This is a genomic window from Blautia sp. HCP3S3_D9, assembly GCF_052063845.1.
Lineage (GTDB): Bacteria > Bacillota > Clostridia > Lachnospirales > Lachnospiraceae > Blautia_A.
The window spans coordinates 25,770-48,938 of the sequence record NZ_JBQHWS010000004.1; the positions used below are offsets into that span (position 1 = coordinate 25,770).

Annotated in this window: 19 protein-coding genes; all 19 read left to right on the top strand. The window is 41.4% G+C overall.

From position 1 onward, the window contains the following. Position 1: 1 nt before the first annotated feature. The 19 genes from ACTNES_RS01865 (at position 2) to ACTNES_RS01955 (ending at position 23,086) form a co-directional block, all read left to right on the top strand. The gene (locus ACTNES_RS01865) at positions 2–1,501 is read left to right on the top strand and encodes a tyrosine-type recombinase/integrase (protein ID WP_441038423.1); all 1,500 of its coding nucleotides are present in this window, start codon (positions 2–4) and stop codon (positions 1,499–1,501) included. Further along, positions 1,476–1,859 carry a DUF6262 family protein gene (locus tag ACTNES_RS01870; RefSeq protein ID WP_441038424.1) on the top strand — a complete coding sequence of 128 codons (384 nt, stop codon included), beginning with the start codon at positions 1,476–1,478 and terminating at the stop codon, positions 1,857–1,859. The genes ACTNES_RS01865 and ACTNES_RS01870 overlap by 26 nt, the downstream gene beginning before the upstream one ends. Before the next feature lie 484 nt (positions 1,860–2,343). Continuing rightward, positions 2,344–3,207, top strand: a complete 864-nt coding sequence (locus tag ACTNES_RS01875; protein WP_291805053.1) for a substrate-binding domain-containing protein — start codon at positions 2,344–2,346, stop codon at positions 3,205–3,207. 39 nt (positions 3,208–3,246) lie between these two features. Further along, positions 3,247–3,432, top strand: coding sequence for a hypothetical protein (locus ACTNES_RS01880; RefSeq protein WP_291805056.1), 186 nt, complete (start codon positions 3,247–3,249; stop codon positions 3,430–3,432). After that, entirely contained in the window at positions 3,419–4,276 is an 858-nt protein-coding gene (gene pstC / locus ACTNES_RS01885) for a phosphate ABC transporter permease subunit PstC (RefSeq protein WP_291805058.1), read from the top strand. The genes ACTNES_RS01880 and pstC overlap by 14 nt, the downstream gene beginning before the upstream one ends. After that, positions 4,266–5,171 (top strand): phosphate ABC transporter permease PstA, encoded by a 906-nt coding sequence (gene pstA / locus ACTNES_RS01890; RefSeq protein ID WP_216460720.1) that lies wholly within the window; start codon positions 4,266–4,268, stop codon positions 5,169–5,171. The genes pstC and pstA overlap by 11 nt, the downstream gene beginning before the upstream one ends. A 5-nt stretch (positions 5,172–5,176) precedes the next feature. Beyond that, positions 5,177–5,935, top strand: coding sequence for a phosphate ABC transporter ATP-binding protein PstB (gene pstB / locus ACTNES_RS01895; RefSeq protein ID WP_216460719.1), 759 nt, complete (start codon positions 5,177–5,179; stop codon positions 5,933–5,935). Between the two features lie 2 nt (positions 5,936–5,937). Further along, complete coding sequence (phoU, locus tag ACTNES_RS01900; RefSeq protein ID WP_291805064.1) at positions 5,938–6,609, top strand: phosphate signaling complex protein PhoU; 672 nt, start codon at positions 5,938–5,940, stop codon at positions 6,607–6,609. A 152-nt stretch (positions 6,610–6,761) separates the two neighbouring features. After that, entirely contained in the window at positions 6,762–8,429 is a 1,668-nt protein-coding gene (locus tag ACTNES_RS01905; protein WP_291816848.1) for a sensor histidine kinase, read from the top strand. Positions 8,430–8,566: 137 nt separating this feature from the next. Further along, positions 8,567–11,332, top strand: a complete 2,766-nt coding sequence (locus tag ACTNES_RS01910; protein WP_291816850.1) for a glycoside hydrolase family 3 protein — start codon at positions 8,567–8,569, stop codon at positions 11,330–11,332. Between the two features lie 213 nt (positions 11,333–11,545). Further along, positions 11,546–12,100: a TetR/AcrR family transcriptional regulator gene (locus ACTNES_RS01915; protein ID WP_216460716.1), complete on the top strand. Its 555-nt coding sequence runs from the start codon at positions 11,546–11,548 to the stop codon at positions 12,098–12,100. Positions 12,101–12,336: 236 nt separating this feature from the next. Continuing rightward, the gene (locus tag ACTNES_RS01920; protein WP_300335426.1) at positions 12,337–12,918 is read left to right on the top strand and encodes an HdeD family acid-resistance protein; all 582 of its coding nucleotides are present in this window, start codon (positions 12,337–12,339) and stop codon (positions 12,916–12,918) included. Between the two features lie 185 nt (positions 12,919–13,103). Next, complete coding sequence (locus ACTNES_RS01925) at positions 13,104–14,447, top strand: radical SAM protein (RefSeq protein ID WP_441038425.1); 1,344 nt, start codon at positions 13,104–13,106, stop codon at positions 14,445–14,447. A 281-nt stretch (positions 14,448–14,728) separates the two neighbouring features. Beyond that, the gene (locus ACTNES_RS01930; RefSeq protein WP_300335429.1) at positions 14,729–16,375 is read left to right on the top strand and encodes a response regulator; all 1,647 of its coding nucleotides are present in this window, start codon (positions 14,729–14,731) and stop codon (positions 16,373–16,375) included. Positions 16,376–16,378: 3 nt separating this feature from the next. Then, a complete protein-coding gene (locus tag ACTNES_RS01935; RefSeq protein ID WP_291805081.1) occupies positions 16,379–17,830 on the top strand; it encodes a sensor histidine kinase in 1,452 nt (483 codons plus the stop codon). A gap of 410 nt (positions 17,831–18,240) precedes the next feature. Continuing rightward, positions 18,241–19,299 carry an ABC transporter substrate-binding protein gene (locus ACTNES_RS01940; protein ID WP_441038426.1) on the top strand — a complete coding sequence of 353 codons (1,059 nt, stop codon included), beginning with the start codon at positions 18,241–18,243 and terminating at the stop codon, positions 19,297–19,299. A gap of 189 nt (positions 19,300–19,488) precedes the next feature. Further along, a complete protein-coding gene (locus ACTNES_RS01945) occupies positions 19,489–21,009 on the top strand; it encodes a sugar ABC transporter ATP-binding protein (RefSeq protein ID WP_025577764.1) in 1,521 nt (506 codons plus the stop codon). Next, on the top strand, positions 21,009–22,064 hold the full coding sequence (locus ACTNES_RS01950; protein WP_008705030.1) for an ABC transporter permease: 1,056 nt from the start codon (positions 21,009–21,011) through the stop codon (positions 22,062–22,064). Before ACTNES_RS01945 ends, ACTNES_RS01950 begins: the two co-directional genes overlap by 1 nt. Next, complete coding sequence (locus tag ACTNES_RS01955) at positions 22,064–23,086, top strand: ABC transporter permease subunit (protein WP_291816157.1); 1,023 nt, start codon at positions 22,064–22,066, stop codon at positions 23,084–23,086. The genes ACTNES_RS01950 and ACTNES_RS01955 overlap by 1 nt, the downstream gene beginning before the upstream one ends. Positions 23,087–23,169 lie beyond the last annotated feature (83 nt).

The following is a 23,169-nucleotide window of genomic DNA, read 5'->3' on the forward strand; positions in this document are numbered from 1 at the left end:
AATGGAAAGTGATGTCATTTACTTTAGTGAATTTCCAAATTGTATAAAAGAGGGAAAAAATAAAGATAATGGAAAGTTTGATTTGTCACTGCTTCCAACACAGAAACTAAAAGAAGAATTCCGAAGTTATATTATGTATCGTGGTCAAATTGGAAACTATTCAAAATTGCGTTTTGACAGACTCAATTATAACTGTATTGTAAAGTTTTTAAACAGTAAAATAAATCGAAATATCAATAGCCTCGATGATCGCACAGAAGAAAAATGGATAACACTGCTAAAAGGCTGGATGATGGAACAGGGAATTTCGACTACTAAGAAGAAAAAAAGTGTTTATGGAACTGTTACTTATGGAGAAGCAGAAAAAATATTGTATTTTAGAAGAATCCTGAGGTATTTGGAACCAGAGGACTTAAGGGATGAGATAGAAAAGGATGTCTGGAGACTAAAAAATCTGAAGATAGAAATTAGATATAATCCTATTTATAACATAGAGACCCTGGACTTCAGAAAAATATACCAGCCAGATATCCGGGAAGAATGCAAAAAAGCTGTTTACATGAATCTGAAATATGAAGCGATAGGGACAATAGCTGGAGAATTGACAATAATGAGAAAATTCTCGGCATATTTAAAAAGAGAGTATCCTGAAATTAAAAGCTGTAGTGAAATAGATCGGGATATACTGGAAGGATTCTTGATTAGTCTGACAACATCAAAAACATCAGGAGCCGGGAATAGTTCTTATGTACTTTCATTAAGGCGGCAGTTAGAAACAATTGGGAAGATTTACGGTTACGAAAGGTTAGAGCATTTATTTATCAATACCGATATTCCACCGGAAGTAAATGCAGAATTTAAGGTGTATTCTGATGCAGAGATGAAAAGGCTGAATGCAGAAATTACGAAGCTTGATGTACAGATTGCAAGATGCCTTCTGATACACCAGATGCTGGGAACCAGAATATCCGATACGCTTACATTAAAAATAAACTGCCTAATAAAAGAAAATGGAAAGTATCTGATTGAAATATACCAGGTTAAAACCCAAAGGTATAAAAAACCAATCAGTAATGAACTGGCAAAACTGATACAGCGATCCATTGAATACACACAGGAAAAATTCAAAGATACAAAATACATATTTGTAGACGAGAATGCTCCTGATCGACCGATGCAGTACATGGCAATGAAATCCAAGGTTATGTCTATGATACAGAAAAAAGAACTGAGGGATGACAACGGAATGCTATTCGGATTTGGAACACATATGTTCCGGCATTATTATGGAGTTAAACTGACAGAAATGCATCTGGATGATTGGACAATAGCAAGGCTGCTGGGACATAAGAGACTGGGGAATGTACAGCATTACCGAAAGATGAGCAATCAGAGAATGGCAGACGAGACCAGAGAAATCCGGCAGATGATGAGTGACATCATTTATACAATTTTGGACGGATGGGGAGAAGAATATGAACAAATACGACAAGATGATTGAAGAAAACCAGAGAAAGAGCAAAGAAAAAATTGGTCTTGCCCAGCATGCAATCCAGGATATGCTGGCAAATAAAGAACGTATCACAGTTCCAAAACTGATGAAGAAAACCGGATTATCCAGAGGGTTCTTTTATAAAAATCCAACCGTCCGGGATCTTATGAACCAGGCAGTAGAAGAACAGGTCGGAATGATAGATCCAAGAAGAGAAATCCTGAATATGGCAATGGAAAAGCAGATTGACCTGTTGAATCAGAAAGTGGCAGCCCTGACTAGGGAGAACAGTGAACTGAAGAAAAAGAACGAAAAGTTGCAAAAGGCATTGAAGAAACAGGATTTGAGTTTTATCAAAAACTTATAACATTGAAATTAACCAGATGTAAGAGATGTGTGCAGACACATCTTTTCATCGTTGAGAATAAAAGATTATACGTAAAATGCATAACTGAACATTCAGGCAAAGCATTTGACGGATAAGGCAAAGACAGATATGATAAAGGAAAGTGCAACACAAAACACAGTTTTGTATGCCGTTAAGCCCAGTAAAATCAAGGCATGAGGGGAACTGGCTACATTTTATAGCACGATGAGGTGGGTTTTACAAGTAAGTGCAGTCTTAAAAAGGGGCTTTTCGTGTTCTGTATTACCGAAAATGGAAGAAACAGTAACAATACCTTTTTACAAAGATTTTACTTTAGCGTGGTTTTACATTTAACTTTGGATTCCTATAATAGCACTTGTAAATGAGGCAACAAGTTATAAAACATAAAAAATAAAATTAAAAAAGGAAATGAGCCATTTACTTTATTAAGAAACAAGGCTCATTGGAAGAGGAGAAAATTATCATGAAGAAAAAAATCGCAACAATCCTTACAGCAGCAGTAATCGGAGCAACAGCTTTCACAACAATCGTAAGTGCAGCAAGCGGAGATATCACAGTTGTATCCCGTGAAGATGGTTCTGGTACAAGAGGGGCTTTCGTAGAACTGTTTGGCATTCAGGAAGATCAGGATGGCGAGAAAGTAGATATGACCACAGATGAAGCAAGTGTTACAAACAGCACATCTGTTATGATGACAACAGTTGCAGGTGATGAGAATGCAATCGGATACATTTCCCTTGGTTCTCTGGATGATACAGTAAAGGCAGTTAAGATTGATGGTGTAGAAGCTACTGTAGAGAATGTTTCCAATGACTCTTACAAGATCGCACGTCCATTCAACATCCTTACATCTGATAAAGAAAGTGATGCAGCAAAAGATTTCGTAAACTACATCATGAGCTCTGACGGACAGCAGATCGTAGAAGACAACGGATACATCAAAGAAGCAGCAGATGCAAGCGCATATGAAGCAGCAGACGGAGTTTCCGGTAAAGTTGTTGTTGCTGGATCTTCTTCTGTAACACCGGTTATGGAGAAACTTGCAGAAGGTTATGAAGCAGTAAACAAAGACGTAACAGTTGAAGTTCAGCAGAGTGATTCCACAACAGGTGTAAACATGGCAGCTGAGGGAACATGCGATATCGGAATGGCATCCCGTGAACTCAAAGATGATGAAAAAGATCTTGGTCTTACAGCTACAGTAATCGCAAGAGATGGTATCGCAGTTATCGTAAACAAAGACAATGACATCGATGAACTTACAAGCGACCAGGTAAAATCTGTTTACACAGGTGAGACAACTACATGGGAAGATCTTGCTAAATAATTAACTGGATAAACTGAGAGGTTTCAAAGCAGTTCGCCTGTGAATGAAATAAAACAGGCGAGCTGTTTGTATGTTGGAAATCATGGTGCTGGAATTGTTACTGAGAATGGAATGAACAGTAACCTGAAATTGTTTTGTGAGCAGAGAGCGCTTACAGGAATAAAAAAGATATCAGCGAGATTTTTGATACAGGGAAAGAAAGGTGTAATGAATGAACCACTTTAAAGAAAAAGCAATGAAAGGTGTATTTCTGATCGCAGCTTGTACTTCAGTGCTGGCAGTATTTCTGATCTGCGCATTTCTGTTTGCAAATGGTATCCCGGCTATCGGGAAAATTGGTTCGCTGAAGTTCCTGATGGGAACAAAGTGGAAGCCGTCAAATAATATTTTTGGAATTCTTCCAATGATCGTAGCGAGCATTTATGTAACTGCAGGTGCCATCCTGCTGGGTGTGCCGATCGCGTTGTTTACTTCCGTTTTTATGGCGCGTTATTGTCCGAAAAAAATCTACAGACCATTGAAATCAGGAATTGAGCTGATGGCAGGTGTACCATCTATTGTATATGGTTTCTTTGGACTGGTTCTTATCGTTCCGCTTATCAGACAGACTTTTGGAGGAACCGGAACAAGTATGCTGGCAGCCTGTGTTTTACTTGGAATGATGATCCTGCCGACTATCATCGGAGTTACAGAATCTGCCATCCGCAGTGTACCGGAGAGTTACTATGAAGGTTCTCTTGCACTGGGAGCAACGAAAGAGAGAAGCATCTTCTGTGTTATGCTTCCGGCAGCAAAATCCGGTATTCTGGCAGCGGTTGTTCTTGGAATCGGACGTGCCATCGGAGAGACAATGGCAGTAGTTATGGTTGCAGGAAACCAGCCGAGAATGCCGCAGGGAATCCTGAAAGGTGTCCGTACCATGACCGCAAACATCGTTACTGAGATGGGATATGCGACGGGTCTTCACAGAGAAGCACTGATCGCAACAGCAGTTGTATTATTTATCTTTATTTTGATCATTAACCTGAGTCTTTCTTTACTGAACAGGAGGGCAGAACATGCAAATTGAGACAGCAGCGACAATTGATTTGTCAAAAGAAAAAAAGCAGAATGAGTCTTCTTTCTCAGATCAGATGAAGGCATATCTGAAGCATCCGGGATCAGGAATCCTTGCACTGCTCACTCTTCTGGGAGCAGTTCTGACATTTGCATTGTTGTTTTTCCTGATCGGATATATTCTGGTCAAAGGTGTACCGTATCTGTCCACTGACTTGTTCAGTTTAACTTATAATTCCGATAACCTTTCACTGCTTCCGTCACTGATCAATACCTTTATTCTGACAGTGGTATCTCTTGTGATCGCAGCGCCTTTAGGAATTTTTGCAGCGATTTATCTGGTAGAATATGCGAAAAAGGGAAGCAAACTTGTAAAAGTGATCCGTATCACAGCGGAGACACTTTCCGGAATCCCGTCTATTGTATATGGTCTTTTCGGTATGCTGTTCTTTGTAACAGCACTGCATTGGGGTCTGTCACTTTTATCCGGTGCATTTACACTGGTAATTATGATCCTGCCTTTGATCATGCGTACAGCAGAAGAAGCACTGAAATCTGTTCCGGACTCTTACCGTGAGGCAAGTTTCGGACTTGGAGCAGGCAAACTTCGTACGATCTTTACCATTGTTCTGCCATCAGCAGTACCTGGAATCCTGGCAGGTGTCATTCTTGCGATCGGACGTGTGATCGGTGAAACAGCAGCCCTGATCTATACTGCAGGTACAGTTGCAGAAGTTCCGTCCAACCTGATGGGTTCCGGACGTACTCTGGCACTTCATATGTATGTGCTGTCAGGTGAGGGGCTTCATATGAACCAGGCATCTGCGACAGCAGTTGTTATTCTGGCATTTGTTCTTGTGATTAATTTCCTGTCCGGAGCGGTTGCCAAAAGAATTGCGAAAGGATAAGAAACATGAGTAATAATTCAAAAATAACAGTTGAAAATATGAATTTGTATTACGGAAAATTCCATGCTTTAAAGAATATAAACATGGAGATTCCGGAGAAAGAAATCACAGCTTTTATCGGTCCAAGTGGTTGTGGTAAATCTACTCTGCTGAAGTCTTTAAACCGTATGAATGACCTGGTAGAGGGATGTGTGATCACCGGTAAAGTACAGCTTGATGGTGAAGATATTTACGGCGATATGGATGTGAATCTGCTTCGAAAGAGAGTCGGAATGGTATTCCAGAAACCGAATCCTTTCCCTATGAGCATTTATGATAATATTGCGTATGGACCAAGAACCCACGGTATCCGTTCCAAAGCGAAGCTGGATGATATTGTAGAGAAATCTCTCCGTGATGCGGCAATCTGGGACGAAGTAAAAGATCGTTTAAAGAAAAGCGCACTGGGAATGTCCGGTGGACAGCAGCAGAGACTTTGCATTGCCAGAGCTCTGGCAGTTCAGCCGGAAGTACTTCTGATGGATGAACCTACATCCGCACTTGACCCTATTTCAACTTCCAAGATTGAGGAACTGGCAATGGAGTTAAAGAAGGATTATACGATTGTTATGGTAACTCATAATATGCAGCAGGCAACCCGAATTTCTGATAAGACAGCGTTCTTTTTACTGGGAGAAGTCATTGAATTTGCAGATACAGACAAGCTGTTCTCCATGCCTGCAGATAAGCGTACAGAGGACTATATTACAGGAAGGTTTGGTTGATTATGTCAAAGTATTTTGAGAGACAGCTGGAAGAATTGCATGTACAGCTTATTACGCTTGGAAGTTATTGCGAAAAAGCAATTTCTTTCTCTGCAAAGGCAATCCAGAATGTGCAGAATGAGGAAATTGCCCGTCAGGTTTTTGAAACAGACAGGGATATTGATGCGAAAGAAAGAGAGATTGAGAATCTTTGCCTGAGCCTTTTACTTCATCAGCATCCGGTAGCAAGGGACCTGAGAGAGATTTCTGCGGCTTTGAAAATGGTTTCAGATATGGAACGTATCGGAGATCAGGCAGCAGATATTGCGGATCTGTCTTTATATATCGCAAAGAATACCAGCGCGATACCGGATACGATCACACGGATGGCGGAAGATACGGTGTGTATGGTGACAGAGAGTGTAGATGCGTTTGTAAAACGCGATCTGGATCTGTGCAGAAATGTCATAAACAGAGATGATGTAGTAGACAATGCTTTTAATGAAATCAAAGAAAAGCTTGCTGATATGATATATGGAGAGAAACTGGAAGCCAAGACCGGACTGGATCTTCTTATGACTGCCAAATATTTTGAACGTATCGGAGATCATGCGGTGAATATTGCAGAGTGGGTAGAATACTCTATTACGGGACAGCACAGGAATAATGAACATCAGGATTATAAAAATAATTAACTGATAAAATGAAGAGAATTTTTGTATCCGCAGGCGGGAATCGTTTGCGGATATTTGAGTATAAAAAAGCTGTCAGGTCAAATGCTTTATTTTAACTTTTGTATCTGATATCTGAAGATATTAATGTAACAGAGAAGGGAAAGGGAAGAGAAGTGACAAAGAAGATTTTTAAATCAACAATGCTGGTATGCCTTGTGGTTATGACTATGGGTCTGTTTATGGTTCTGGGAATTCTTTACGGGAATTTCAGTGGTCAGCTGCAGAGAGAACTGGCGAAGGAAGCTGCTTATCTGGGGTATGGCGTAGAACAGCAGGGAGCAGAATATCTGCAGAATGTTTCAGACAAAAATTCGCGTATCACCTATATAGATCAGGATGGAACAGTGCTTTTCGATAATGAGGCCGATGTTTCTGAAATGGAAAATCATAAAGACAGAGAGGAGTTTCAGAAAGCAGAGAAATATGGTGCAGGCGAATCCTCAAGATATTCCAGTACTCTTTCTAAGAAGACAATATATTATGCATTACGTCTGAAAGATGGGACTGTACTGAGAGTTTCCGGAACCCAGGATACGGTGCTTGCACTGGTTAAAAATCTTGTACTTCCTTTATGCTGGATATTATTTCTGATGCTGGTTCTGTCAGGAATTATAGCGTCTGCAATATCAAAGAGGATCGTAAAACCTGTCAATGAACTGGATCTGGAACATCCGGAAGAGAACCAGATTTATGAGGAACTTTCTCCGCTCCTGAGTAAGATACACAGACAGAACAGGGAGATTCAGAAACAGCTCGAACTGGCAAAACAGCAGCAGGAAGAGTTTGCACTTATCACAGAAAACATGCAGGAAGGACTGATCGTCATTGACAAATATACGATGATCCTCTCTGCCAATTCCAGTGCCTGGAATTTATTTCGTGTTGACAAAACGCGACAGGGAGAAAGCATTTACTGTCTGGATCGTGCAGAGGATTTCCGTCATGCGATTGAGCATGTCCTTGGCGGTGAGCACGCAGAACTAATCCTGAAATTAAACGGCAATGATATTCAGTTGATCGCCAATCCTGTGGTGCGTGGTCAGAAAACAGAAGGTGCGGTGATTCTGCTGGTAGATGTGACTGAGAAACTGGAACGGGAGAATCTGCGGAGAGAATTTTCTGCAAATGTTTCGCATGAATTAAAGACTCCTTTGACTTCAATTTCCGGTTTTGCGGAGATTATTCAGAATGGTTTTGTGCAGGAGCAGGATATTCCGAAGTTCGCAGGACGTATTTATAAGGAGGCACAGAGACTGCTTCAGCTGGTGGAGGATGTGATCCAGATTTCACAGCTGGACGAGGAGAAAACCCCGTATATCTGGGAACCTGTGGATATTTACCAGGTTTGTAAAAATGCTTTTGACAGTCTGAAAGAGAAAGCACAGCAGATGAATGTTCATCTTTATATCTGCGGAGAATCCATGAAGATCGAGGCGGTTCGGACACTGCTGGAGGAAGCGGTTTATAATATCTGTGACAATGCGATTAAATATAACAGAAACGATGGGAATGTAAGTATCTTTCTGACACAGAATGCGCAGGAGGCGCAGATTGTGATTAAGGATACAGGAATAGGAATTCCGAGGGAAGATCAGGACAGAGTATTTGAGAGATTTTACAGAGTGGACAAGAGTCATTCCAAAGAAATCGGAGGTACCGGACTTGGACTTTCTATTGTAAAACATGCAGTCAGTACATTAAAGGGAAGTATTGTACTGCGAAGCGAAGAAGGAAATGGTACGGAAATTTGTATGAAATTCCCGAAAGTGCATAAGGAATAAATGATCCACCACTGCATCTGAGAAAAGATGTGGTGGTGGATTATTTTCCTGTAAATATTTAGAGTTTTCAGCGGTGTATTTTTCTGATAAGATGGGATTGGAAAAAGAAAATACTTCTGTATAGGAAAGGAAAATACATGAACGATTATAAACTGGATTTAGAGAAATATGCAGCACTGGCGAGACAGGCAGCAGCAGAAGGCTGTGTGCTACTGGAGAATGAGAATCAGGCACTTCCGCTGAAAATGGGAGAAAAAGTTGCTGTCTTTGGCCGTATGGCTTTTCATTATTATAAGAGTGGACTTGGTTCCGGTGGTCTGGTAAATACCAGATATGTAGTGGGAATCCTGGATGCGCTGAAAGAGTGTGAGGAAATTCACCTGGATGAGAAACTGATGGAGATCTATGCCGACTGGATGAAAGAGAATCCTTTTGATGAGGGACAGGGATGGGGCCGTGTGCCGTGGTGTCAGAAAGAGATGGAAGTCACTGAGGAGATGCTGGACTGTGCACGCAATAATGATGTGTCTCTGGTTATTATCGGAAGAACTGCAGGAGAGGATCAGGATAACAATGCGAAAGCAGGAAGCTATTGCCTGACGGAAACAGAGGAAGATATGATCCGCCGTGTGTGTGAAGTCAGCAAACGTACGGTTGTAGTGCTGAATGTTGGTAATATTATTGATATGAGCTGGGTAAAGAAATATCATCCACAGGCAGTTCTGTATGTATGGCAGGGCGGTCAGGAAGGCGGTAATGGGGTTGCCGATGTGCTGACAGGCAAAGTCTGTGCATGCGGTAAGCTGACAGATACGATTGCCGGGAACATCAGTGATTATCCGTCTACAGAGAACTTTGGAGATCCGTTTCAGAATTATTATAAGGAAGATATTTATGTAGGCTACCGTTATTTTGAGACTTTTGCAAAGGATAAAGTGCTTTATCCGTTCGGATATGGCTTATCATATACAAATTTTGAGACAAAAGCAGAGATTTTTAAAAATACAGAGGATGAACTTACTGTATCTGCCACAGTTACCAATACAGGCAGTGTAAAAGGAAAAGAAGTCGTACAGGTCTATGTAAAAGTACCGCAGGGCACACTTGGTAATCCGGCAAGAAAGCTGATCGGTTTTGCCAAGACACAGGAGCTGGATCCGGGAGAGAGAGAGGAACTTATGATCATTATCCCGAAATACGATATGGCTTCCTATGATGACAGTGGGGTGACCGGTCACAGATCCTGCTATGTTCTGGAGTCAGGAACTTATGAGGTTTTTGTGGGCAGTGATGTGAGAAATGCAGAATCTGCAGGTACTTATGAAGAGGAATTACGTGTACTTGAACAGTTACAGGAAGCATATGCTCCGGTTGAGAAGTTCCGGAGAATGAAAGCAGTTCTTATGCCGGACGGTACTTATGAGGCAGTGACTGAGGAGGTGCCTGTACGTACAGTTGATCCACAGAAACGCAGATCAGAGGAGATGCCGAAGACTTTGGATCATACAGGAGACAGGGGCTATAAACTGGTGGATGTGCTGGATAAGAAGGTCTCTATGGATGAATTTGTAGCCCAGATTAGCGAGGAAGATTTGATCGCGATGTTTAGAGGTGAGGGTATGTGCAGTCCGAAAGTTACAGCAGGAACTGCAGCTGCATTCGGTGGTGTTACAGAGTCCCTGCAAGCCCTTGGAATTCCGGTCGGATGTTGTTCTGATGGTCCGTCCGGTATCCGTATGGACTGCGGAACGAAAGCTTTTTCTTTGCCGAATGGAACATTACTGGGATGTACATTTAATACAGATCTTGTAGGTGATCTATATGAAATGACAGGGAAAGAACTTCGTCTGAATAAAATTGACTCTCTTCTTGGACCCGGTATGAACATTCACAGAAATCCGCTGAACGGACGTAACTTTGAATATATTTCCGAGGATCCGATTCTGACAGGAAGAATCTGTGCAGCACAGGTAAAAGCGATGGCAAAATCCGGAATCGGAAGCACGATCAAGCATTTCTGTGGAAATAATCAGGAAGTAGGAAGAAGCACTTCTGACTCTGTAATGTCCGAGAGATGTCTGCGTGAGATTTATCTGAAAGGATTTGAAATTGCAGTGAAAGAGGGCGGTGCACGTTCTGTAATGACAACTTACGGAAGCGTGAACGGACTCTGGACTGCAGGAAGTTATGACTTGTGTACAACCATTCTCCGTAAAGAATGGGGATTTGACGGTATTGTTATGACAGACTGGTGGGCGAAGTCCAATTATGAGGGACATCAGGCAGAAGTGTCTGTGAAAGCTCCGATGGTTGCTGCCCAGAATGATATTTATATGGTGGTAAGCAATGCGAAAGCAAATCCGGAGAATGATGATGTAGAGGAAATGCTTCATGCAGGAAACATAACTTTGGGTGAACTGCAGAGAAATGCGGCAAATATACTGGGATTCCTGTTAAAGAGTCCGTCTATTCTTCTTCTGACAGACAGAATCTGTGAAGAGGAGTTGGAAGCGATGAATACGAAAGAAGAGGATGATGTGGATGCCGGAAGTCTGGTAAATCTGGTCAGTGATCCGCAGACACAGGAAATCGTGATCGATGGATCTGTGCTGCATCCTGCGAAAGGAAATGCGGATGTGCTTGCAGTGACCAATGATTTTGAGGGCGATTTCACTATGAAATTTACTCTGAAATCTGATCTCGGTGAACTGGCACAGCTTCCTGTTTCCGTATTTTTGGATAATATTCATAAGATGACTGTTTCCGTACAGGGAACAAATGGAAAATGGGTGGAAGAAAGCCGTGTCCTGAATATGAGATTTGGACATAATCACTACATTAAACTCTATTACGGAGCAGATAATCTTGAAATTAAGGAAATTGTGCTCATCCCACAGAGGTAAGACCAATTTCGGGAATGCTTGCAAAAACTCAACCTTTATGGCATAATTATGAAATACTCAGAAACCGCTGGAAATGGGCTGTAATTATTTTATGACTGTATGTGGATGTTGTATATCTGCCGGACAGTAAGTGGTCAGCAGAGCGGGGAGTTCAATGGAAATGACAGCAGATGGTATTTATGACAATGTGAAGTGTGATGAGGAAAAGAGATTATGTCTGGGTTTACAAAGGAAATAATTGCGAGAACTTTTACAGAATTACTGGATGAGAAACCAATGTCCAAGATTACGGTCAAGGATATTGTGGAACGGTGCGGAGTAAACAGAAATACTTTTTATTATCATTTTCGTGATATTCCGGATGTGGTAGAGTTCATTATGAAAAAAAAATGGGATGAGATTCTGGAAGCACCGCAGGAGAAATCATCTATTCTGGAATGTATGGAAGATATGGCTAATCTGGTCCGAAGCAACCGGAAGCTGATGCTGAATGTGTACAGATCGGTAAAAAGGGACATATTTCTTGTTTATATGAATGATGTTGCTTCTTATATTATTACAGAATATTTTAATAAGAACGTACATAAATTTAATCTGACTTCTCAGGAAATCCAGATGCTGATCAAATATTATAAATGTGTATTTGTAGGAGTCCTGATGGAATGGCTGGATCACGGTCTGGAAAGTGATCTGGCAGCCGAGATGCGTCAGGTGTCTGAGCTGCTTGAAAATCATCCGGAATTGCATGCGATTATGAACAGACCATGATCTTAGAACCCGGAAGCTGCTGATGTGTGCGTAACAGAACTTCTGATTTTGACATCTCAATTATACAAAACGAAGCCCATGCCTAAATTTTGGACATGGGCTTTTCTTTGTCTATTTATTGTTAAAAATATCACAGTTATAATACAGGCATGAAAAGGGAAATGAAAACAATGCATGAAAATACAGAGAAAGCAATGTTTTCAGGAACGATATACAAAAGGAAGGAGGAAGGACAGATGGATGCACTGAAACAGTTGAAATTAGCAAAAAACGGGTACATTGTTATGTCTGTTCTGTTTATGATCCTGGGCGCCTGCCTGATCATCTGGCCGGATTGTTCGATGGCAGTTTTCTGTACGGCAGTAGGGATTATGCTTATTGTATATGGACTCATTAAGATTCTTGGATATTTTTCCAGAGATTTCTATTGTCTGGCATTTCAGTTTGATCTTGCCTTTGGAGTACTGCTGGCAGCAGTAGGAGTCATTATTATTGTACGCAGGAATGTAGTTGTGAATCTTATTTTTGTAATTTTTGGTATCCTCATCCTTGCGGATGCATTATTCAAAATCCAGATGTCGATAGATGCAAAGAAATTCGGATTAAATCTCTGGTGGAGGATTCTGCTGGTGGCAGTTCTGACTGGTGTTCTGGGATTTTTACTTCTGGTAAGACCGTTCGAGGCAGCAGAAGTTATGATGATCCTGGTTGGTGTTTCAATCCTGTTTGAAGGAATCCTGAATCTCTGTGTAGCAATTTATACAGTAAAAATTATTAAAAATCAGAAACAGGATATCATAGATATGGATGAGTACTGAATAAGATGATAAAAAAGTTACTGTCTATTTCGTGTCAGTAATGACAAAAATTATACCTGACACATGAAATCTGAAATATGCAGATTCCGACAGAATGAGAATTGATTTAGTTATGCTGGAAATTCTACAGATTTATGTGTGCAGGTGTTGAGATATAACACACCACAACAAGGAGGAGTAATCACATGAAGTTAATGGACAAAGCAAAACAGGCTGCACTTGCGGCAGCAGTTAAGACAGGTCTTGGTTATCTGGAAAAGGATCCGGAAGTAAATATACCGAAACTGATGGAACTTGTAGATAAATTTGTACCGGACGGATGGTATGAAGCACAGAGAAATGCAATCCGTAATGCGATTCAGGATAAAGACAGCAACTGGTATAAACTGATCCTGAGAATCTATGATCTGGATCCGGGTGTACGTGAGGCATTCTTTACAAACTTCATTATCAATGCCAGCTTAAAAGGAAGTGCACTTCAGGAAGAAACAGCAGAAGAGAACAACTGCAATGTTCCATGGGCAATCCTGCTTGACCCGACAAGTGCCTGTAATCTGCACTGCACAGGATGCTGGGCAGCTGAATATGGTCACAAACTGAACCTTGATTTCGATACCATCTGTTCTATCGTAGAACAGGGAAGAAAAATGGGTACTTACATGTACATATATACAGGTGGAGAACCGCTGGTTCGTAAGAAAGACCTGATTCGTATCTGTGAAAAATATCCGGACTGCGAGTTCCTTTCCTTTACAAACGGTACTCTGATCGACGAAGAGTTTTGTCAGGATATGCTTCGTGTGAAGAACTTTGTACCTGCTATCAGCCTGGAAGGTTCTGAGGAAGCAAATGATGGTCGTCGTGGAGAAGGTGTATATCAGAAAGTTATGCATGCAATGGAACTTCTGAAAGCCCATAAACTTCCATTTGGTGTATCTACCTGCTATACTTCTGCAAACGTAGACAGTGTAAGCAGTGAAGAATTCTATGATCACATTATTGACTGCGGTGCATTATTCGTATGGTTCTTCCATTATATGCCGACAGGAAATGACGCTGTAGTAGAATTAATGCCGAACCCTGAACAGCGTGAGAAGATGTATCACAAGATCAGAGAGTATCGTTCTACGAAAGCAATCTTTGGAATGGATTTCCAGAATGATGCGCAGTATGTTGGCGGATGTATCGCAGGCGGAAGACGTTACCTGCATATCAATGCAAACGGTGATGTGGATCCTTGTGTATTTATTCATTATTCCAATGCAAATATTTATGAAAATACTCTGCTGGAAGCATTAAAGAGTCCAATCTTCATGGCATATCATGATGGTCAGCCATTTAATGAAAACATGCTTCGTCCATGTCCAATGCTTGAGAATCCGCAGAAGCTGCGTAAGATGGTTGCAGATTCAGGAGCGAAATCTACTGACTTACAGTCTCCGGAATCTGTGGAACATCTCTGTGCGAAGTGTGATGCCTATGCAGAACACTGGAAACCGAAAGCAGAGGAATTATTTCCAACAAAATAAGTAACCTGTTAACTCATTAACCAGAAAAAAGCATTAACTCAAAACTTAGCCAATAGCCAGAAAGAGCTTCCTGTCCGGTCTCCCCTGTCCGGGTGGGAGGCTTTTTCCACCTCTCCCTCCAAATTCACCCGAAGAGAGAGGTGGCTTCGTGCTGTTAATTGACTGTGAAACATTTATTGTTAAAAATAACTTGCCTGCTAATTCAACATGTATTAAAGTTATATCAGATTTATTGAGAAGATATTGGGAATATATTTGTGTAGGGCAGCAGGAGGAGTGGAATGTTAAAAACTTTTTTGGTGGAAGATGAAGTAGTGATCAGGGAGATGATCAAGAAGATGATTCCCTGGGAACAGTATGGGTTTGAGCTGGCAGGAGAAGCATCTGACGGGGAGATGGCGCTGCCACTGATATTAAAGAGTAAACCGGATCTTCTGATCACTGATATTAAGATGCCGTTTATGGACGGTCTGACATTGTGCAAATTGGTAAAGAAAGAGCTTCCTAATATTAAGATCGTAATTCTCAGCGGTTATGATGATTTTAATTATGCGAAACAGGCGATCAGTATCGGAGTTGAGGATTATCTGTTGAAGCCGATTACTAAGAATGCTTTTATTGAGCGTCTGGAGGAGATTCATAATCGCTATGAGCATGAGAAAACACAGATGGAGTATTATGAGAAGTTCAAGCTGGAAATGCAGGAATATGAAAGAAATGCAAGTCGTGATTTCTTTGAGTCTCTGGTGAGGGCGGATTCCAATCTGGAGGAGATTTATCAGAGAGCAGATCGTCTGAATCTCGATATTGTGGCAGAAGCATATAATATTTTGATTTTTACTCCGGATACTTCGGACAGCAGTTGTAATTCGTCGGAAGGATATTCCGACCGGGAGGCAGAAGTACATAAGAAGATTGAGAATTATTTCCTCAGTCATCCGGTTGCGATGCTTTTCAGACATCAGGTGTTCAGTTATGCAATTCTGGTCAAGGGACAGAGAGATACGATAGAGAAGAATACTCGTGAATGTGTGGAAACAATTCAGAAGATCATGGAAGAAACCAGTGCAAATGTGGATTGGTTTGTGGCTGTTGGCGAGGAGGCAGACCGTTTGAGCAGAATTAAGCAGAGCTATCACACAGCAGCCAGAACTTATGCATTCCGTTATCTGTATGATGGTCATATTCTTTATTACAATATGCTTGAGCAGGTAAAGGGGAATTCAGCGGATACTTCAAAAACAGAAGCTGTTCAGTTGAAGAATGTGAATATCAATGCTCTGAATCCGGAAATCCTGCAGAAATTTTTAAGCAGTGGTCTGGAAGATGAGGTGGACAGTTTTGTGCATGACTATTTTCATGCTATTGGCAGGGAACCGATGGAATCACTGGTGTTCCGTAATTACGTGGTTTTGAATGTGCGTTTTTCTGTGTTGTCATTTCTTAAAAAGATTGGATATGATGATGCTGAATTGTCGAGAGAGGAAACGGATGATATTGTAGAGAAAACAAGTCAATCTACAGAGGCTTCTATTGCATATGCGGAGGATCTTCTGAAGCGGGCAATTGCGATCCGCGATGAGAATGCAGGTAATCAGAACAGAAGTGTGCTGAAGAAGGCAGTGGATTTTATTGACGAATATTATATGGATGAGGAGATTTCTCTGAATAAAGTGGCTCATGTGGCGAATGTCAGTGCCAATCATTTCAGTGCGCTTTTCAGTCAGAATATGGGACAGACGTTTATTGAATATCTGACTGCGCTTCGTATGGATAAGGCAAAGGAACAGCTTCGCTGTACATCCAAACGTTCCAGCGAAATTGCAGGAGAAGTGGGATATAAAGACGCTCATTATTTCAGCTATCTTTTTAAGAAAACACAGGGAATGACCCCAAGCGAGTACCGCAAAACGAGAGGAGAGGTCTGATCCATGAGGCAGAAGCAGGAGAAGCTGGAAACCAAAATGAAGTGGACACTTCTGAGCACTATGATTCCTATGGCAATATTGATCATAGTGCTTCTTGTTTTTTTCTGGCATTATACAGATAAATATAATCAGCTGTCCAACAATCTGGCTGTCAGCACCGAATATAATGCGAATTACAGAAGCTCGAATAATGATATGAGCTTTAAGGATGAAGTTGACATGGATATTTACTATGTCAGCATTGGAAGAAAAGGGCGTGACGGGTTGCCAAATGCACAGGTTGATAAAGCGATAAATACAGTAGAGAAGTTAAAGAAAACCACGACAAAGAAAGAGAGCCTGCGGTCTCTGAAATATCTGACCAATTATCTGGAGAATCTTCAGAAGCGGATGAACCAGCTTCTGGATATCAAGGATTACGAGAATCGTCAGGAATTTATGGCGAATAACACAGAGATTTTGACTACGCTTTTTGAGAAGGAAATGCAGAACTACATTTATCAGGAAGCGACAGAGCTTGTTCAGGTGGAGTCACAGCTTGCAGGAAATGTAAGGCTGACGATCATGACCATGTGTGCAGCAATCCTGATCGCTACATTTATTCTGATGCGGCGTTCATTCCGGCTGACATACAGCATCACGAAGCCGATTTCCGAGATCCTGCATAATATTAAGAAGGTCGGAAAAGGAGAGTACAAGACGATCGGTGCGGTTCCGGCTGATTGTATTGAGATTCAGGAACTGGATGCCGGTACAAGAAAGATGGCGGGCAGAATTGAGGGATTGCTGGAAAATGTGCGTAAGGAACAGGATGCACAGCATCTGACAGAATTGCAGCTGCTTCAGGCACAGGTAAATCCTCACTTCTTATATAATACACTGGATACCATTGTCTGGCTGGTAGAGGGCGGTATGCAGCAGGATGCTGTGGATATGATCACAAGTTTGTCGGTATTTTTCCGGACATCTCTTTCTAAAGGAAAAGATATCATTCCGCTGGCAGAGGAGGAACGCCATACTTTGAGTTATCTGGAGATCCAGCAGTCCAGGTACAGAGATATCATGGAATTTGAAATCAATATTCCGTCAGAGCTGGACGGGGTAATGGTTCCCAAACTTACCCTGCAGCCTCTTGCAGAGAATGCACTTTATCACGGAATCAAAAATAAGCGTGGAAAAGGCAAGATTCTTATTGAAGGATTTGACCTGGGAGATGATATGATGCTGAGAGTAACGGATAATGGTCAGGGAATGACACCGGAACGTCTGCACGAAGTGCAGGAATCTATCCGCAGTGGTGAGCGTGCCGGATTCGGACTTGCGGCGGTATCGGAGAGAATCGCACTTTATTATGGACCAGGCTATGGACTGAAGATTTCTTCCACAGAGGGAGAGGGCACAGTTATGGAAGTGTATATGGCGAAGAAAATAAACCTGGATAACAGTTTAAGATAAACAATGAAAAGGAAAGGCTGCATGAAGTTAAGATTTTTAACGGATATGCAGCTTTTGCTGTCTGTTCAGGTGGATATTGTAATTGAAACGGGAACTTACCTGGTTGGGTCAAGCGGATATTTGCAATTGAAGCAGGGGACTTACTTGATTTGGTTAAATCACAGAAATAGAAAATTTTGTCGACTAATGCCGAATTGTGCAATATGAATATAAAAAATAGTTAATAATTTATTCCTGTATTTATAATGCACAATAAAAAATCTAACTTTCTAAATAAAAAAACAAACTTTGTATAATTTATGAACAAAATATGATAGAAGAATAAACTTTTTACGGAAAATATTCTATGGAATTTTCCTGGATTTTTACTATAATAAAGACATCTTAAATGAATCGGGAGGATTTACAAAATGAAGAAAAAAATCGTGTCAGCTTTATTAACAGCAACAATGGTATGCGGTATGTGTGTAGTTCCTACAGTGGGTGTAGCAGCAGCGGACGACACAATTACAGTTGGTTTCTCACAGGTAGGTGCTGAATCTGACTGGCGTACAGCTAATACAGAATCCATGAAATCCACATTCAGCGAAGAGAACGGATATGAATTAATCTTCGACGATGCACAGCAGAAACAGGAAAACCAGTTAACAGCAATCCGTAACTTTATCCAGCAGGAAGTTGATTACATTCTTTTAGCTCCTGTAACAGAGACAGGTTGGGATACAGTTCTTCAGGAAGCTAAAGATGCTGATATTCCTGTAATCATCGTAGACCGTATGGTTGATGTATCTGATGACAGCTTATATACAACATGGATCGGAACTGACTCCTTACTCGAAGGAAGAAAAGCAGCTGAATGGCTGAATGCATACACAACAGCTAAGGGAATCGATGCAAAAGATGTTAACATCGTTGATATCCAGGGTACAATCGGATCTACAGCTCAGATTGGACGTTCCAAAGGTCTTGAAGAAGGTGTTGACAACTATGGATGGAACTTACTTGCTCAGCAGTCCGGTGAATTCACACAGGCTAAAGGACAGGAAGTTATGGAGTCCATGCTGAAACAGTATGACAATATTAACGTTGTATACTGCGAGAACGATAACGAAGCATTCGGTGCTATTGATGCTATCGAAGCAGCTGGTAAAACAGTAGGATCTGATATCGCAAACGGTGAAATCATGGTTATTTCTTTTGATACAACAAATGCAGGCTTAACAGACACATTAGCCGGCAAGATTACATGCGATGTTGAGTGTAACCCATTACACGGACCACGTGCAGAAGAACTGATCAAAGCTCTTGAAGCCGGTGAGGAAGTTCAGAAACTTAACTATGTAGACGAAGAAATCTTCGCAGCTGATGACACAGTAGATAAAGTTACAGCTGTAAACAGCCTTGACGAAGAGGGCGAATATGCAGTTACACCTATCACACAGGAAATTATTGACGGACGTGCATACTAATTTTTGACAACAAATAATAGAAGTGTAATAGAAGGAATATAAATAATCCGGAGCGTGGTTCATAATTCGGAGAAACCCGGATTTATGAATCACGCTCTCTTTATGCCGAAATGATTTACAGATACCCGCTTTGCTGAAGCTTTTCAGTGAATGAGGGGTAAACCAGTATAGAAAGCAGGTGGAAAGAATATGGAACAAAATGTAGTATTGGAAATGCATGATATAAGCAAAAACTTTACAGGAGTCCGTGCCCTTTCCCATGTGGACTTTACCCTTCGAAAAGGTGAAATCCACGCACTGATGGGGGAGAATGGTGCAGGTAAATCAACACTGATCAAGGTGTTGACCGGTGTACATGAATTTGAAAGTGGAACGATTCATATGGCTGGAAACAGTAATGCCATTATTAACCACTCACCTCAGGAAGCGCAGGCAAATGGTATCAGTACAGTATATCAGGAGGTAAACCTTTGTCCCAACCTGACTGTAGCTGAGAACCTTTTTATTGGCAGAGAACCGAGAAAGATGGGAATGATTGATTGGAAGCAGATGAATGAGCGCTCAGGAAAACTTCTTGAGAGCCTGGACATTCATGTGCCGCCAACACAGATGCTGGAGGAATGTTCCATTGCGATTCAGCAGATGATTGCAATTGCCCGTGCAGTGGACATGAAGTGCCAGGTACTGATTCTCGATGAACCGACATCTTCACTGGATGATGATGAAGTTGAAAAGCTGTTTGTACTTATGAGAAGACTTCGTGACGAAGGTGTAGGTATTATCTTTGTTACGCATTTCCTTGAGCAGGTATATGCAGTCTGCGACAGGATTACAGTTCTTCGTAATGGTGAACTTGTTGGGGAATATGAGACGAAAGATCTTCCGAGAGTAATGCTGGTTGCCAAGATGATGGGTAAGGATTTTGATGATCTTGCAGATATTAAAGGCGATCATAAAGACAAGAGAATCACAGATGCAGAACCTGTAATCGAAGCAAAAGGATTATCTCATAAGGGAACGATCAAACCGTTTGATATTACCATCAATAAAGGTGAGGTTATTGGTCTTACCGGACTTCTGGGTTCCGGACGTTCTGAATTGGTTCGTGCAATTTATGGGGCGGATAAAGCTGATACAGGAACTTTAAAAGTAAAGGGAAAAGAAGTAAAGATCAATACTCCGCTGGATGCCATGAAACTTGGTATGGCATATCTTCCGGAAGACAGAAAGGCAGAAGGTATTATTGCAGATCTTTCTGTAAGAGAAAATATTATTATAGCGCTCCAGGCTAAACGCGGTATGTTCCATCCATTAAGCAAGAAAGAAATGGAGGATGCTGCTGATAAGTATATTAAATTACTGCAGATTAAGACAGCAAGTCGTGAAACCCCGATTAAGAGTCTGTCCGGTGGTAACCAGCAGAAGGTTATCCTTGGAAGATGGCTTCTGACTAATCCGGATTATCTGATTCTGGATGAGCCGACCAGAGGTATTGATATCGGTACTAAGACAGAGATTCAGAAACTGGTTCTTGATCTTGCGGATCAGGGAATGGCAGTTACATTTATCTCCTCAGAGGTTGAGGAAATGCTCCGCACCTGCTCCCGTATGGCAGTTCTTCGTGATGGCCAGAAGGTAGGGGAGCTGGAAGAGGATGAACTTTCCCAGAGCGGAGTTATGAAAGCTATTGCCGGAGGTGACGATAAATAATGAATAAGAGTAAATTAAAGAAAATAACAAGTGCACGTCTGTTTCTTCCTATTGTGTGTCTGATCGCAGTACTTTTGCTGAATGTGATCAGAACACCGGATTTCTTTAATGTATCAATCCGAAACGGTGTACTCTATGGTTACATTGTTGATGTTATTAACCGTGCTTCAGAGTTGGTTATCCTTGCAATCGGTATGACACTGGTAACAGCAGCTTCCGGTGGACAGGATATCAGTGTTGGTGCGATTATGGCAGTTGCAGCGGCTGTCTGCTGTCAGATTCTTTCCGGCGGACAGGTTTCTGTAAATGATTACCAGAATCCTGTGATCCTGGCTGTTATCGCAGCACTTCTTGCATCTGCATTATGTGGTGCATTTAATGGATTTCTGGTTTCCAAGCTGAATATTCAGCCAATGGTTGCAACTCTGATCCTTTACACAGCCGGTCGTGGTATTGCTCAGCTGATCACAAACGGACAGATTACTTATATTCGTGTGGATTCCTTTAAGATGGCTGGTGGATATATTGGAAAATGCCCGATTCCTACACCTATTTTCTTTGCAATTATTACAGTTGTTATTGTGTACCTGATTTTGAAGAAGACTGCTCTTGGGCTTTACATTGAAAGTGTTGGTATCAATGGAAAGGCAGCTCGTCTTGTGGGATTAAATTCTACGATGATTAAATTCCTTACCTATGTTATCTGTGGTGTACTGGCTGGTATTGCCGGTATTGTGGCATCCAGCCGTATCTACTCTGCAGATGCAAACAACATTGGTCTTAATCTGGAAATGGATGCCATCCTTGCAGTTGCGCTTGGCGGAAACTTCCTTGGTGGTGGTAAATTCAGCCTGATCGGTTCCGTAATCGGTGCCTACACTATTCAGGCTCTGACCACAACACTCTATGCGATGAACGTAAAAGCAGATCAGCTTCCTGTTTATAAGGCAATCGTAGTTGTTATCATCGTTACACTGCAGAGTGATGTATTTAAGAAATATATTGCCAACTTAAAGGCTAAAAGAAGTGTGGCAGCAGAAGGAGGTCAGAAGTAATGAAAGCAAATGTACAGAAAAAGAAAATAACGGGAAATGGCTTCCTGCTTCTGATCACAATCGCATTATTTGTAGTAATGTATGTTGCAGGTATGATTGTTTTTGCTGATAAAGGTTTTGCAAAACCTCAGATGTTTCTGAACCTGTTTGTATCTAATGCGGGTCTTCTGGTTATTGCGTGTGGTCTTACAATCGTTATGATCACCGGTGGTATTGATATTTCCGTAGGTTCTGTTACTGCACTTGTATGTATGGTTCTTGCAGACCTTATGGAGAACAAAGGTGTGAACGCATATGCAGCAGTTTTAGTTGCACTGCTTATTGGTGTTGCTTTTGGTATTGTTCAGGGATTCCTGGTAGCTTATCTGGATATCCAGCCATTCATCGTTACTCTGGCAGGTATGTTCTTCGGACGTGGTCTGACAGCTATCATCAGTACTGATATGATTTCTATCAAGAATGAGTTATTCCTGAAATGGGCAAATTACCGTTTCTATATGCCTTTTGGTTCAACCAGTAAGAAGGGTAAATTTATTCCGGCTTATATTCCGCCGACAGTTGTGATTGCTCTGATTGTTGTAATTCTGATCGCGGTTCTTCTGAAATATCGTAAGTTTGGACGTAAGCTTTATGCGATCGGCGGTAGCCGTCAGAGTGCATTAATGATGGGTCTGAATGTTAAGAAAACTATTTTTAATGCTTATGTTCTGGATGGTTTTCTTGCAGGCCTTGGTGGCTTCCTGTTCTGTTTGAACAGTTGTGCAGGTTTCGTTGAGCAGGCAAAGGGTCTTGAGATGGATGCGATTTCTTCAGCAGTTATCGGTGGTACGCTTCTTTCTGGTGGTGTTGGTACTCCGATTGGTACTTTGTTTGGTGTTCTGATTAAGGGTACGATTTCCAGTTTGATTACTACTCAGGGTACTTTATCAAGTTGGTGGGTAAGAATTATTCTTTCACTGTTGCTGTGTTTCTTTATTGTGATTCAGTCAGTGATTGCTTCTATGAAGAAGAAAGCGAAATAAGTGATTGTATGAAACAAGCTGAGACTTTTGAGTTTCGGCTTGTTTTTTTGTGTGTGGAGGGATGCTGCTTCGCGCTGGTTACT